This is a genomic window from Rhodococcus mengyinensis, from assembly GCF_048381435.1.
Lineage (GTDB): Bacteria > Actinomycetota > Actinomycetes > Mycobacteriales > Mycobacteriaceae > Rhodococcus_F > Rhodococcus_F opacus_D.
Map to the genome: position 1 here is coordinate 118,092 of NZ_JBLWIT010000133.1, position 14,455 is coordinate 132,546.

The 14,455-nt window shown below is 66.8% G+C and carries 11 protein-coding genes; 7 read left to right on the forward strand and 4 right to left on the reverse strand.

Features of this window, described 5'->3' with window-relative positions; all coding sequences use genetic code 11:
* Positions 1 to 16: 16 nt before the first annotated feature.
* Together ku and ACNJ7E_RS31670 are read right to left on the reverse strand one after the other, a co-directional pair.
* Positions 17 to 904 carry a non-homologous end joining protein Ku gene (gene ku / locus ACNJ7E_RS31665; RefSeq protein WP_443706314.1) on the reverse strand — a complete coding sequence of 296 codons (888 nt, stop codon included), beginning with the start codon at positions 902 to 904 and terminating at the stop codon, positions 17 to 19.
* A gap of 40 nt (positions 905 to 944) precedes the next feature.
* The gene (locus tag ACNJ7E_RS31670) at positions 945 to 2,093 is read right to left on the reverse strand and encodes a lycopene cyclase family protein (RefSeq protein ID WP_418341778.1); all 1,149 of its coding nucleotides are present in this window, start codon (positions 2,091 to 2,093) and stop codon (positions 945 to 947) included.
* A gap of 647 nt (positions 2,094 to 2,740) precedes the next feature.
* Between ACNJ7E_RS31670 and ACNJ7E_RS31675 the strand changes: the two genes are divergently transcribed.
* Positions 2,741 to 4,372 (forward strand): ABC-F family ATP-binding cassette domain-containing protein, encoded by a 1,632-nt coding sequence (locus ACNJ7E_RS31675; RefSeq protein WP_072942064.1) that lies wholly within the window; start codon positions 2,741 to 2,743, stop codon positions 4,370 to 4,372.
* Between the two features lie 73 nt (positions 4,373 to 4,445).
* The gene (locus tag ACNJ7E_RS31680) at positions 4,446 to 4,661 is read left to right on the forward strand and encodes a helix-turn-helix domain-containing protein (RefSeq protein ID WP_005255033.1); all 216 of its coding nucleotides are present in this window, start codon (positions 4,446 to 4,448) and stop codon (positions 4,659 to 4,661) included.
* Positions 4,662 to 4,686: 25 nt separating this feature from the next.
* Here the strand turns inward: ACNJ7E_RS31680 and ACNJ7E_RS31685 are convergent, their stop codons facing one another.
* Together ACNJ7E_RS31685 and acnA are read right to left on the reverse strand one after the other, a co-directional pair.
* Complete coding sequence (locus ACNJ7E_RS31685; RefSeq protein ID WP_009480470.1) at positions 4,687 to 5,253, reverse strand: TetR/AcrR family transcriptional regulator; 567 nt, start codon at positions 5,251 to 5,253, stop codon at positions 4,687 to 4,689.
* 205 nt (positions 5,254 to 5,458) lie between these two features.
* Positions 5,459 to 8,263: an aconitate hydratase AcnA gene (gene acnA / locus ACNJ7E_RS31690; RefSeq protein ID WP_280784552.1), complete on the reverse strand. Its 2,805-nt coding sequence runs from the start codon at positions 8,261 to 8,263 to the stop codon at positions 5,459 to 5,461.
* A 306-nt stretch (positions 8,264 to 8,569) separates the two neighbouring features.
* Between acnA and ACNJ7E_RS31695 the strand changes: the two genes are divergently transcribed.
* From ACNJ7E_RS31695 to ACNJ7E_RS31715, 5 genes are all read left to right on the forward strand, one after another.
* A complete protein-coding gene (locus ACNJ7E_RS31695) occupies positions 8,570 to 9,175 on the forward strand; it encodes an Rv1476 family membrane protein (RefSeq protein ID WP_317567307.1) in 606 nt (201 codons plus the stop codon).
* A gap of 357 nt (positions 9,176 to 9,532) precedes the next feature.
* On the forward strand, positions 9,533 to 11,071 hold the full coding sequence (locus ACNJ7E_RS31700) for an NlpC/P60 family protein (RefSeq protein WP_418341779.1): 1,539 nt from the start codon (positions 9,533 to 9,535) through the stop codon (positions 11,069 to 11,071).
* Between the two features lie 204 nt (positions 11,072 to 11,275).
* Positions 11,276 to 12,451, forward strand: a complete 1,176-nt coding sequence (locus ACNJ7E_RS31705) for an AAA family ATPase (RefSeq protein WP_280784554.1) — start codon at positions 11,276 to 11,278, stop codon at positions 12,449 to 12,451.
* Positions 12,448 to 13,422 carry a DUF58 domain-containing protein gene (locus tag ACNJ7E_RS31710; RefSeq protein WP_280784550.1) on the forward strand — a complete coding sequence of 325 codons (975 nt, stop codon included), beginning with the start codon at positions 12,448 to 12,450 and terminating at the stop codon, positions 13,420 to 13,422. Before ACNJ7E_RS31705 ends, ACNJ7E_RS31710 begins: the two co-directional genes overlap by 4 nt.
* Positions 13,419 to 14,399: a VWA domain-containing protein gene (locus tag ACNJ7E_RS31715; protein ID WP_009480477.1), complete on the forward strand. Its 981-nt coding sequence runs from the start codon at positions 13,419 to 13,421 to the stop codon at positions 14,397 to 14,399. Before ACNJ7E_RS31710 ends, ACNJ7E_RS31715 begins: the two co-directional genes overlap by 4 nt.
* Positions 14,400 to 14,455: the final 56 nt, after the last annotated feature.

The following is a 14,455-nucleotide window of genomic DNA, read 5'->3' on the forward strand; positions in this document are numbered from 1 at the left end:
GCCCCTCCGCGTCGGTTCAGGCGCGTTTGCGTTCCGAAGTGGACGACTTGGAGGTGGCCTTCTTCGCGGCGGTCTTGGCCGGAGCCTTCTTGGCCGGCTTCTTCTTGGCGGGTGCGGCCTTCTTCCCGGCGGCGTCGACGCTGCGCTGCAGTGCCGCCACCAGGTCCACCACTTCGGCGTCCTCGCCGCTCTTCTCGACTTCGGCGACGGGGATGACCTTCTTGCCGCCCGACTCGATCATCTCGTCGAGCAGTTCACGCAACTGCACCTGGTAGTCGTCGGTGAATTCGGTGGGGTCGAAGTCGTCGGCCATGCTGTCGACGAGCGTCTCGGCCATGGCGAGTTCCTTCGCCTTCGGCTTGTCGACGCCGTCGAGCGAGGAGAACTCGGCGGCGCGTACCTCGTCCGGCCACAGCAGCGTCTGGATCACCAGCACCCCGTCGCGTGACCGCATCGCGGCCAGTCGGGTGCGCTGCCGGAGGGTGAAGTGGACGAGGGCTGTGCGGTCGCTGTTCTCGAGGGCTGTCGCGAGGAGGACATACGCCTTCGGAGAGCTGGAATCGGGTTCGAGGAAGTAACTCTTCTCGAACAGAATGGGGTCGATCTGTTCGGTCGGCACGAACTGCAGAACGGGAATCTCGTGTTTCTCGGCGGCGGGCAGTTTCCCGAAATCATCGTCCGTCAACACCACGCGCACGCCGTCGTCGGAGTCGTAGGCCTTGTCGATATCGGCGTATTGGACGACGTTGCCGCATTCGGAGCAGACGCGGTTGTATTTGATCCGGCCGCCGTCCTTGGCATGGACCTGGTGAAACCTGATGTCGTGATCCTCGGTTGCCGAATAGACCTTGACCGGCACATTCACGAGTCCGAACGCTATCGAGCCCTTCCATATCGACCGCATGCGTTCCATGATGGTCTCCTTTTCGCGTTCGCGCGACAGTTCATCGAACTTCCCGGCGAAGCGTCGAACGGAGAATTACACTGCGGATATCGCCGGAGGATGCCCGAAACATCCGCCCCATTGCGGACAGGGTTCCGCGCGGATTCGACCGTTCGGACAGATATGCCGCCTGGAGTTGTGGCGGTAGATCGAAGAAATGCTCGAAGAATTCGGGGACGTGTTCTGCATCCAGATTCAGGAGGACGCGAAGACCGACCGACCGCAGGGACGCGACGGTGCGGGCCTTCCATGGCCACAGTCGCGCGTTCGAACCGTCACGAAGATCGTGGGCCAGAACGTCTGCGCACAGGAGCGACGCTGCGACGCTGTAACCCGTTCCGGGGTGCATCAACCCGGCGCGGGCCCCAAAGCGCACCTGATCCGAGCTGTGGGCACGACCCGCCTCAGGGGGTGGTTCGACGGCGAATCTGACTCTCTCGACGTCCGAATGGGACGGTACGATGACGCCCCGCTGTCGGAGTCGGTCGTGGAGTCGGGTGGCGAGTTCCGAGATCGGGAGTGGCGGGCGACCGACCAGGCAGGTCTCTTCGAGCAGGAACCGGTCGTGCGCGAGGGGGACCCCGTAGAGGAAGGACGGCGCGTCCGAGGGCGATGCGCCGTTGTCGCGTCGCCAGTCCATCAACACCGCGGCGTCGCCGGCGAGCGCATGTGCGGCCGTGTCGGGGTCCACCACCACGCCGTAGGCCGTCTGCTGGGCGAGGTCGGGGCTGTCGCCGGTGCCGCGAGCGTCGACCACGACGTGCGCCTCCAGCGTGGACCCGTCGTCCAGCAGAACGGACGTGGGGGAGAGGTCCACGGCTCTACCTGCGAGTACAGTTCCGCATTCCCTACTGAGTATTGATTGCAGTGACGATGTATTCAAAACACAATATGTGCGATCGATGGTGTGGCGACGTGTCGTCCAGGCCGCTGGGCGAGAAGTTCTCGTTTCGATCGCGCCCCGAGGGAGCCAGTCGGGGAGCTCGTCTTCCCACGCCGCGTACGTCGCGGTCCACGACCTCCGGGGGAGTGGGTCGACCGAGACGACCGTCGCGCCGAGAGCTGTGGCCCGGTGGGCGAGGGCGCGGCCGGCAGGACCGAGGCCCACGATCGCAACGTCCCAGATCGCTGGACGGGGAGAAGCTGTCACGCAGCCAGCCTGACACGAGAGCCGAGTTTCCTGCCGCAGAATAAATCCATGCTCCAGAGTCGGACACGGACGGAAGAGCAATATTTCCTGAACTTATCTGGTGCGCTCCAGATAGCGCGGGGTAGTGGGGGCTTCGCCGGCGCACGTCACGACCTCGTCAACTCACCCTGGACGGCCCTGACCGGCCACGACGGGTGCTGGGGGGAGTGGGCGCCGCGGTCCGGCCTCGCCGACCGTGGGGGAGCGCGAAGGGTTGAGCGAGATCGAGTTGCGCGGGGTGGGGAACCTGAATGCGCCTGCGAAATCCCGGAAACGCCGGTCGGGCTTCCCGGCCCAGCAGGTTGGCAACCTGGTATAGACTCGGACCCGGACGGAACACCCTAATTTCCCGAATACTCATAGTGGCCATCTCTCCTGCCAACAATGGACGTCACCACGGTGCACACCTCTCGAACGCTTCACTCTCGAACAACAGGCCAATGACGAGGGGGCCAGGGCTTTCTGCGAGTCGGATACGGCCGCGAACGTTAGCGGGATCACTGGCGGGCGTGTTCCGAGTTGCCGGCGGTCGGGTAAAATTGCTGGTTCGTGTGTTCTTTGTGCAGTTTTTCTCATTCAACGCGAGCGTCATTTTCCTAGGAGTCTTGTTGATCACCGCTACCGACCTGGAAGTTCGAGCTGGAGTACGGACGTTGCTGTCCGCGCCCGGGCCGGCTTTGCGGGTGCAGCCCGGCGACCGCATCGGGCTGGTCGGCCGCAACGGTGCCGGCAAGACGACCACCCTCCGCATTCTTGCGGGGGAGGGGGAGCCGTATGCGGGTGCCGTGGTGCGCACCGGCGATCTCGGGTACCTCCCGCAGGACCCGAAGGAAGGCGACCTCGACGTCCTCGCGAAGGACCGCGTGTTGTCCGCGCGCGGCCTCGACTCGCTGCTGCGGGACATGGAGAAGCAGCAGATCCTGATGTCGGAGGTCGTCGACGACGCCGAGCGCGACAAGGCCGTGCGCAAGTACGGAAACCTCGAGGACCGCTTCTCGGCCCTCGGTGGTTACGAGGCCGAGAGCGAAGCTGCGCGCATCTGCAACAGTCTCGGCCTGGCCGACCGCATCCTCGGTCAGCAGCTGCACACGCTGTCGGGTGGTCAGCGCCGCCGTGTCGAACTGGCGCGCATCTTGTTCGCGGCGTCGGACGGTAGCGGCGGACGGTCGGACACGACTCTTCTGCTCGACGAGCCGACCAACCACCTCGACGCCGACTCGATCACCTGGCTGCGGGGATTCCTGCAGAACCACGAGGGTGGTCTGATCGTGATCAGCCACGACGTCGATCTGCTCAATGACGTCGTGAACCGGGTGTGGTTCCTCGACGCCGTGCGCGGCGAGGCCGACGTGTACAACATGAGCTGGAAGAAGTACCTCGACGCCCGCGCGACCGACGAACAGCGTCGTCGCCGCGAGCGCGCCAATGCGGAGAAGAAGGCCGGTGCGCTGCGCGCGCAGGCCGCGAAGCTCGGCGCGAAGGCCACCAAGGCGGTGGCGGCGCAGAACATGGCGAAGCGCGCCGACAAGCTGATGTCCGACCTCGACGCGGAACGCGTGTCCGACAAGGTGGCCCGGATCCGGTTCCCCGAGCCGGCCGCGTGCGGCAAGACTCCGCTGATGGCGGAGAACCTGACCAAGGTCTACGGTTCGCTCGAGATCTTCACCGGAGTGGATCTCGCGATCGACCGTGGGTCACGGGTCGTGGTGCTCGGTCTCAACGGTGCCGGTAAGACGACGCTGCTGCGCATTCTCGGCGGCGTCGAGACGCCGGACGCGGGCGGGCTCGTCCCCGGTCACGGTCTGAAGATCGGCTATTTCGCGCAGGAGCACGACACCCTCGACGACAACGCGTCGGTGTGGGAGAACATTCGCCACGCGGCCCCCGACACGGGGGAGCAGGAGCTGCGTTCGCTGCTCGGTGCGTTCATGTTCACCGGCCCGCAGCTCGAGCAGCCCGCAGGCACCCTGTCCGGTGGTGAGAAGACGCGCCTCGCGCTCGCGGGTCTCGTGTCGTCCGCGGCGAACGTCCTGCTGCTCGACGAGCCGACGAACAACCTCGACCCCGTCTCCCGCGAGCAGGTGCTGGACGCGCTCCGCAGCTACACCGGTGCCGTCGTTCTGGTGACGCACGATCCGGGTGCGGCCGAGGCACTCGACCCGGAACGGGTCATTCTGCTGCCCGACGGCACGGAGGACCACTGGTCGCAGGACTACCTGGAACTGATCCAGCTCGCCTGAGCGCTGCGCGTAGATATCGCCGTCGCGGGGCTCTACCGTGGAAACCACCGTCGCTCGCCGACTGGAGGAGTTCATGGCTGACATCGGGGTCTTCGCCAAGAGCGCTCGGATCACGGGACCGTCGCGCGCCGATCTGCAGGCGGAGCTGAAGGAGCGCTACCAGGCCGGAGCGAGTATTCGTTCCCTTGCCCGGGAAATGGGGAGATCGTACGGATTCGTCCGCAACATTCTCGCGGAGTCCGAGGTGGAGCTCCGCGGACGAGGCGGAGCTCACCGTCGCAAGACCTGACCGGTGTCGGTGGGGGAGTGCGGTGTCAGTCGCGGCGTCGGACGGATTCCTCGACGAGGTCGAGCACGGCCGACAGGTTGTCGCCGGCGTGCCCGGAGGCGATGCGCGCGACGAGGCCGTCGAGAACCAGGTCCAGGTAGCCGATCAGGACGTCGGTCGGGACGTCGTCGCGGAGGCGGCCCGCGGATTTCTGCCGCGCGAGACGCGCCATGGTCGCCTCGGTGAGTTCCGCCGACCGTTGTGACCAGCTTCTGCGGAAGTCGGGATCGTTCCGCAGCCGTCGGGCGATCTCGAGCCGGGTTCCCAGCCAGTCGAACTGTTCGGGCTGGGCGAGCATGTCCCGCATCACCTGGACGAGGCCCTCGTGGGCGACGACGTCGGCCATCCTGGTCGCGTCCTCGTGGGCGAGCGCCAGGAACAAGCCGTCCTTGTCCTTGAAGTGATGGAAGATCGCCCCGCGTGACAGTCCGGTCACTTCTTCGAGTCGGCGGACTGTGGCGCCGTCGTAGCCGTATTCGGCAAAGCAGCGGCGGGCGCCGTCGAGGATCTGACTGCGCCGTGCCGCGAGATGGTCTTCACTGACCTTGGGCAAAGTGCCTCCTTCGTCGGCCTGTGAGTGTTTTCGGCCCTCGACATCTGAGGGTCACCGAATGCACGAAGCGCGCACGACCACCTCGATCGGGAACAGCGGAGCTCCCCTGAAACTGGTCGTGCGCGCTTCGTGCCTGCCATGGCCGAAAACACTCACAGGTGCGTAGCGCCTGTGGGCCCGAAAGCTCGCACAGGCGCGGTAGCGCCTAGCCCTTGATCATGTTGCGGAGCACGTACTGCAGGATGCCGCCGTTGCGGTAGTAGTCGGCCTCGCCGGGCGTGTCGATGCGCACGACCGCGTCGAAGACGACCTTCTCACCGTTCTCGCGGGTTGCCGTGACCTTGACGGTCTTCGGCGTGACACCCTCGTTCAGCTTCTCGACGCCTTCGATGTCGAAGACCTCGGTGCCGTCCAGCTTCAGCGACGCAGCGGACTCGCCGGCCGGGAACTGCAGCGGCACGACGCCCATGCCGATGAGGTTGGAGCGGTGGATGCGCTCGAACGACTCGGTGATGACGGCCTTGACGCCGAGGAGGCTGGTGCCCTTGGCGGCCCAGTCACGGGACGATCCGGAGCCGTACTCCTTGCCGCCCAGCACGACCAGCGGGATGCCGGCCTTCTGGTAGTTCTGCGACGCGTCGTAGATGAACGCCTGCGGGCCGCCGTCCTGGGTGAAGTCGCGGGTGTAGCCACCGGAGACGTCGTCGAGGAGCTGGTTGCGCAGACGGATGTTCGCGAACGTGCCGCGGATCATCACCTCGTGGTTGCCGCGACGCGAGCCGTAGGAGTTGTAGTCCTTGCGGTCGATGCCGTTCGCGTCCAGGTACTGCGACGCAGGCGTTCCGGCCTTGATGTTGCCTGCCGGGGAGATGTGGTCCGTGGTGACCGAGTCGCCGAGCAGCGCGAGGACGCGGGCGCCCTTGATGTCGCTGACCGGGGTCGGCTCCTTCGGCATGCCGTCGAAGTACGGTGGCTTCCGCACGTAGGTGGAGTTGGCGTCCCACTCGAAGGTCTTGCCCTCCGGGGTGGGCAGTCCACGCCAGCGCTCGTCGCCCTTGAAGACGTCCGCGTAACCCTTGACGTACATCTCCTGGCTGATCGAGGAGTTGATGGTCTCCTGGATCTCCTGGGGAGAGGGCCAGATGTCCTTCAGGAACACGTCGTTGCCGTCGGCGTCCTGGCCGAGGGCGTCGTGCTCGAAGTCGAAGTCCATGGTGCCTGCGAGGGCGTACGCGATGACCAGCGGCGGGGAAGCCAGGTAGTTCATCTTCACGTCGGGGGAGATGCGTCCCTCGAAGTTGCGATTACCCGACAGCACCGCGGTGGCGGTGAGGTCGTTGTCCTGGATCGCCTGCGAGATCTGCTCGTCCAGCGGGCCGGAGTTGCCGATGCAGGTGGCGCAGCCGTAACCGACGAGGTAGAAGCCGAGCTTCTCCAGGTACGGCCAGAGGCCGGACTTGTTGTAGTAGTCGGTGACGACCTGCGAACCGGGAGCCATGGAGGTCTTGACCCACGGCTTGGCGGACAGGCCCTTCTCGACGGCGTTGCGGGCGAGCAGGGCCGCGCCGAGCATGACCGACGGGTTGGACGTGTTGGTGCAGGAGGTGATCGACGCGATCACGACGGCACCGTGGTCGAGGATGAACTCGCCCTTGTCCTCGGACAGAACTTTGACCGGCTTGGTCGGGCGGCCCTCGGATCCGTTGGCGGCCGACTGCACGTCGACGGCGCCGTCGTCGGCGAACGACAGGGCGGCGGGATCGCTCGCGGGGAACGACTCCTCGACGGCCTCGTCGAGCTGCGAGTGACCCGTGGGGTGGTGCTCCTCCACGTAGTTGTGGATGTCCTTGCGGAACGCGTTCTTCGAGTCCGACAACAGGATTCGGTCCTGCGGGCGCTTCGGGCCTGCGATGGACGGAACCACGTCACCGAGGTCGAGTTCGAGGTACTCGGAGTACTCGGGCTCGTGGTCGGCGTCGTGCCAGAGGCCCTGTTCCTTCGCGTACGCCTCGACGAGTGCGAGCTGCTCCTCGGAGCGGCCGGTGAGGCGGAGGTAGCTGACGGTCTCGGCGTCGATCGGGAAGATCGCGGCGGTGGAACCGAACTCGGGGCTCATGTTGCCGAGCGTCGCGCGGTTGGCCAGCGGAACCTCGGCCACGCCCTTGCCGTAGAACTCGACGAACTTGCCGACGACGCCGTGCTTGCGCAGCATGTCGGTGACGGTGAGGACCACGTCGGTGGCGGTGACGCCGGGCTTGATCTCACCGGTCAGCTTGAAACCGACGACGCGCGGGATCAGCATGGAGACGGGCTGGCCGAGCATGGCGGCCTCGGCCTCGATGCCGCCGACGCCCCAGCCCAGCACGCCCAGGCCGTTGACCATGGTGGTGTGCGAGTCGGTGCCGACGCAGGTGTCGGGGTACGCCTGGCCGTTACGGACCATGATCGTCCGGGCCAGGTGCTCGATGTTGACCTGGTGGACGATGCCGGTGCCCGGGGGGACGACCTTGAAGTCGTCGAACGCGCCCTGGCCCCAGCGGAGGAACTGGTACCGCTCACCGTTGCGGGAGTACTCGATCTCGACGTTGCGCTCGAATGCGTCCGCGCGGCCGGCGACGTCGATGATGACCGAGTGGTCGATGACCATCTCGGCGGGTGCGAGGGGGTTCACCTTGTTCGGGTCGCCGCCGAGTGCGGTGACCGCTTCACGCATGGTGGCGAGGTCCACGATGCAGGGGACGCCGGTGAAGTCCTGCATGATCACGCGGGCAGGCGTGAACTGGATCTCGACGTTCGGGTCGGCCGAGGGATCCCAGCTCGCGATGGCGCGAATGTGGTCGGCGGTGATGTTCGCGCCGTCCTCGGTGCGAAGCAGGTTCTCGGCGAGAACCTTCAGTGCATAGGGCAATTTTTCGGTGCCGGGCACGGCCGAGAGGCGGAAGATCTCGTAGGAGTTCTCACCGACCTCGAGGGTGCCTTTGGCGCCGAACGAATCAATACTCGTGCTCACGTCAGCTCCACTCGTCTATGAGGGTCGCCGCCGACGGGGCTGTGTCGACGGCTGCAGGCACTGCGGGGCACGGCTGATCCGTGTGCGCTGTCGTGCTAGCGATGACGGAATCGGCCCATACCGCGGTACCTCCGATAGTCTAACAGTACGCTTGTCCTGTGAGAATTCCGGGGGGATCGAGCGTGTACCCCCCGGCGATTCTCCTCGTCCCCGACGCGGGACGCGCGCGGACGGAACGGAACTTCGGGGACTCCTCACGTAGTGTTCACGCGAGGCTTACGTTCCTACAGCAAACCCGGATGAGAGATGCCTGCCCCTATCGCCACCGCACTTCCTGCCAGTGTCATGCTCCCCGTCCAGTCGGCCCTCCCGTTGTCGACGGACCTTCCGGAAGACATCGACGTCTCCGACGTGGTCGCGGACGTGTCCGACGACGGCGTGTCGGCGCCGTCCGACGAGGCGAGTGAACTCGCCGCCGTGGTCGACCGCGCCGCCGACCACGGGATCAAGCTGAGCATCGTGGTGCTGGACGAGGATCCCGGCCGCGATTCGCAGCTGCGCGACCTCGCGACCGAGGTCGGGGCGGAAGAAGGCGGCACCGTTCTGGTGCTGAGTCCCAGCTGGGTCGGCACGTACAGCGATTCGATCAGCCGGGTCCTGCTCGAATCGGGTCAGGACCGCACCTACACCGGCGATGCGGTGGTCTCCGCCAATCACTTCGTCGACGAGGTGATCGAGCCGGGACCCCCGTGGGCCCTGATCACGGCCGTCATCGTCGCGATCGTCGTGATCGCGTCGGCCGCCACGTTCTTCGCGAAATCGCGCCGGGCGTCCGGATCGCGTGACGACACTGCGGAAAAGGGCGACAACGCCGCGGGGGCCGGCACGTCGTACGAGCGACAGAAGCCCTGACGCCTGCCGAATTTCCGGGATAACTCGGCGGCAATTTCACGATTCGCCCGACTGTGGCCGCTGCCTGCGTCGATGCGCGTAAATAGCGCCGACGATTCACAGTTCGACATTTCCGCTGGTCAAATTACTCATGTGTTATTTGTGACTAAAGTTTCCATAGAGTCCGGAAGTGTCGTACGGTGCATTTGGCGCTCTTGGGGAAGAAGTGTCGCAGGCTGGTGATTGACGTCCAAAGTGACGACGATCCGGCGTATGTCGGTGTCGCCGAAGCACGGGAAGGTGTGGCTGCCGCAAATTTCTCCCCACGACGAGCACGGCGCGGTGTGCGTGATCGGTGCAGAACCGAGGGAGAGAGTTGTGAAGCGACAAGCACGAGCTGGAGTGGGGCACCGTAGCTTCTCCCGCGGGCACACTCGCACGGCGCGCCTCCTGATCGGATTGGGCATCGTCGGAGCCCTGGTCGGCAGCACACCCGGCCTGGCCGCAGCCGTACCGCCCCCGCCACCGAATCCGTCCGACAACGACATCGCGCAGGCCCAGACCCAGGTGTCGGCGGGCCTCGGGCAGGTCAGCGAACTGATCAACCAGGTCGCCTCCGCGGATCAGCAGCTCGCTCAGCTCGACAACGAGGTCGCCATCAAGCGCGAGGACGTGAACCGGGCTCTGGTCGATCTGCAGAACGCCCGCAGCGCCGCCGATCTGGCGGCCAACGTGGTCGGGGCCTCGCAGCAGGCGCTGCGCGACGCCGGGGCGCAGATCGAACTCGCGCAGAAGGACTTCGACAAGTACGCCCGGTCGAGCTACACGCAGGGCACCAACGTCTCCTCGATCTCGACGTACCTGGGCGCCCAGGGGCCCGGCGACGTCCTGGATCGGGCGCAGGTTCTGAAACTCCTGGCCACCAGCCAGAACGCGGTGCTCGAGGGTCTGCAGCGGGCACGGACCGCGCAGGCCAACAAGGATTCCGCGGCACGCGAGGCCAAGCAGCAGGCGGACGTGGCCGCCGACCAGGCCGCGGCGAAGAAGTCGCTCGCGGAGCAGGCGATCGCGATCGCCCGTTCGGCGCTGCAGGATCAGGCTGCCAAGAAGGCACAGATCGAGAGCAACCGCGCCGCCGCCCAGGCTCAGCTCGACGCCGCCCGAGGGAACGTCGCGGGGCTGCAGGGGCAGCGTGAGGCGTACGCGACGTGGGAGGAGCAGAAACGCGCCGAGGACGCGCAGAAGGCGGCCATCGCCGCCGCGGCCCGGGAAGCCGCGACACAGGCCGCCGCGACACAGGCCGCCGCGCGGGTCGCCGCCAACGAGGCGGCTCGACAGCGCGCCGCGGAACTCGCCGCGGGGCAGCGCGCGCACACCACGATCGAGGAAGACTCGGAGGACGAGGACTCCGACTATTCCGCGGACGGTGGGACGACCACACCGAAGTCCACCCCCAAGTCGAAACCGTCGACCAGCGGTGAGGACCTGACCGGTAGCGAGGCCATCGAGACCGTCATCGACCGGGGTCTGTCCCAGATCGGTGTGGAGTACGCGTGGGGCGGCGGCGACGAGAACGGCCCGACCCTCGGCATCCGCGACGGCGGTGTCGCCGACAGTTACGGCGACTTCAACAAGGTCGGTTTCGACTGCTCCGGCCTGATGATCTATGCGTTCGCCGGGATCGGCATCTCCCTGCCCCACTACACCGGGTATCAGTACACCGCGGGCGAGCAGGTTCCCTCGGAGGAGATGCAGCGCGGCGACATGATCTTCTGGGGCCCGAACGCCAGCCAGCACGTCGCCCTGTATCTCGGAAACGACGAAATGCTGGAGGCCCCGCAGTCCGGATCGACCGTCCAGATCTCCCCGGTGCGATGGGATGGCATGACCCCTTACGCTGTCCGTATGGTGTCGTGATCCATGATGTCGATGAAGTAGTCCGCAGTGCGGATCGTGCTTGGTTGCGGCGGGGGTTGCTTGCACCTGGAATAGTTGAGCAAGTACGTGAACGGGCGGAACGATCTAGGTGAAAGCGGTGGATTCTTGGTGACCTCACGTGATGATGCGGTATCGGAGGGTGCAGCCCGGAAGGAGTCGCCCGCGAAGGCCGCTCCCGAAGGTGTGAAGAATGGGGGTGCGGCCAACGGATCGGGTCCCCAGAACGTCACCGCGCCGAATGCACCCTCACAGAACACGGGCACGCAGAGCGCGACGACGAAGACGGTCGCGCCCAATCTCGCCGCCGACGTCCAGACGCTGGAACGCGCGATCTACGAGGTCAAGCGCGTGATCGTCGGGCAGGACCGGCTCGTGGAGCGGATCCTGGTCGGTCTGCTCGCGAAAGGGCACGTGCTGCTCGAGGGTGTGCCCGGTGTCGCGAAGACCCTGGCCGTCGAGACGTTCGCGAAGGTGGTCGGCGGATCCTTCTCGCGTGTCCAGTTCACCCCCGACCTGGTGCCCACCGACCTGATCGGTACGCGCATCTACCGGCAGGGGCGTGAGGAGTTCGACACCGAACTCGGACCCGTCGTCGCGAACTTCGTGCTCGCCGACGAGATCAACCGCGCGCCGGCGAAGGTGCAGTCGGCGTTGCTCGAGGTGATGGCCGAGCGGCACGTCTCGATCGGCGGCAAGCGGTACCACATGCCCGACCCGTTCCTGGTGATGGCGACGCAGAACCCGATCGAGAACGAGGGGGTGTACCCGCTGCCGGAGGCGCAGCGCGACCGCTTCCTGTTCAAGATCCTCGTCGACTACCCGACGGTGGAGGAGGAGCGCGAGATCGTCTACCGGATGGGTGTCGATGCGCCGGAACCCCACCAGGTCCTCGATCCCGAGGAGCTCGTCCGCCTGCAGAAGGTCGCGAGCGGTGTTTTCGTGCACCACGCGCTGGTCGATTACGTGGTGCGGGTCATCGCGGCCACGCGCACGCCGGCCGAGTTCGGTCTCCCCGAGGTCGACGGCTGGATCGCGTACGGCGCGTCGCCGCGCGCGACGCTGGGCATCATCTCCTCGGCCCGGGCGTTGGCGTTGCTGCGCGGGCGTGACTATGTGGTGCCGCAGGACGTGCTCGAGGTGATCCCGGACGTGCTGCGTCACCGTCTCGTGCTGTCCTACGACGCTCTCGCCGACGAGGTCAGCCCGGACGACGTCATCTCCCGTGTGCTGCAGACCGTGGGTCTGCCGCAGATCGCCGCACAGCCGACGACGGTCCCGGCCGCTCCCGCCGGTCACCACGGACCGCCCGTCCCGTCCACGTCGGTGCCCGGACCGACGGCGATGAGCCAGCCACGGTGAGTGCGCGTACCGCCGGTGCGCAGAGTTCCGGCCCGCCGCCGTCGTTTCGCTCCGGCGAACTCCGTGATCCCAAACTGTCCGCCGCGCTGCGGACGCTGGAACTGACCGTCCGCCGCCGCCTCGACGGGGTGCTGCACGGAGACCATCTTGGCCTGATCCCGGGCCCGGGCTCCGAACCCGGTGATGCCCGCGAGTACCAGCCGGGTGACGACGTGCGTCAGATGGACTGGTCGGTGACCGCCCGGACGACGCACCCGCACGTCCGGCAGTCGGTGGCCGACCGGGAACTCGAGACGTGGCTCGTCGTCGACCTGTCGTCGAGCCTCGACTTCGGTACCGCCGGCTGCGAGAAGCGGGACCTCGTGGTGGCGGCTGCCGCCGCCGTCACGCACCTGACCAGCGGCGGCGGGAACCGGATCGGGGCGATCGTCTCGACCGGCGCCCAGACCACCCGGATCCCGGCCCGCGGCGGCCGCATCCACGCGCAGGCGATGCTGCGTCAGATCGCGACCACCCCGCACGCCCCGGACGGGGTGCGGGGCGACCTGCAGGGGGCGGTGGAGTCGTTGCGCCGACCCCAGCGTCGCCGCGGTCTGGCCGTCGTCATCAGTGACTTCCTGGGGCCGATCGACTGGGAGCGGTCGCTGCGGGCGATCTCCGGCCGCCACGACGTACTCGGGGTCGAGGTGCTCGACCCGCGAGATCTGGAATTACCCGACATGGGGGATGTAGTGCTGCACGATCCGGAGTCCGGACGGACCCGCGAGTTCACGACCACACCGCAACTGCGCGCCGACTTCGCGCGGGCCGCGGACGAGCACCGCCTGCAGGTGGAGCAGTCGTTGCGGCGCTGCGGCGCCCCGCTGCTCAGTCTGCGGACCGACCGGGACTGGATCTCGGATGTCGTGCGGTTCGTGTCCGCCCGGAAGCACAGTTACGGGACCGCGACGAACCAGAGGTCCCGCCGGTGAGCCTGTCCCAGTTCACCTCACCGTGGTGGCTGCTGTTCCTCCTGGTCGTCGTGGCATTGGTCGCGGGATACGTGTGGGTGCAGCGTCAGCGGCAGAAGCACACCCTCCGGTTCACCAACTTCGCGCTCCTCGAGAAGGTGGCGCCGTCGCGGCCGGGCCGGGCCCGGCACATTCCGGCGCTGCTCATGGTGCTGGCGCTGGTGTTCTTCAGCGTGGCGCTGGCCGGACCGACGGAGGACAAGCGGGTTCCGCGGAACCGGGCCACCGTGATCCTCGTCATCGACGTGTCGTTGTCGATGAAGGCGACCGACGTGGAACCGACCCGGCTGGCCGCGGCGCAGGACGCCGCGAAGTCGTTCGCCGACGGGCTCACCCCCGGCATCAACCTCGGTCTCGTCGCGTTCGCAGGCACGGCCTCGGTGCTGGTGTCGCCGACCACCAACCGGGAGGCGTCGAAGGTGGCGATCGACAATCTGCAGTTGAGCGAGCGGACCGCCACCGGTGAGGCGATCTTCACGTCGCTGCAGTCGATCGACACCCTGGCCGCGGTGCTCGGCGGCAGTGATCAGGCGCCGCCCGCCCGCATCGTGCTGCTCTCGGACGGCAAGCAGACGGTCCCCGAGAACCCGGACGATCCGCGCGGCGGATTCACCGCCGCCCGGCAGGCGAAGGACAAGGACGTCCCCATCTCGACGATTTCGTTCGGCACCAGCTACGGCAAGGTCGAGATCGAGGACGAACGCATCCCCGTGCCCGTCGACGATCCGTCGCTGCGGGAGATCGCGAATCTCTCCGGGGGCAGCTTCTTCACGGCGTCGAGCCTGGAGGAACTGCGCGACGTCTACGACACCCTCGAGGAGCAGATCGGTTTCGAGACCACCCGCGGCGACGCCAGCCGCCCTTGGCTCGTGCTCGGTGTCCTGTCCGCCACGGCGGGGCTGATCCTCGCGCTGGTCCTGCGTCAACGGCTGCCGTGATCTGCGTTCCACCGCGGCCCCGCGCTTCCACTCCTGCACATCTGAACAGATAGGTT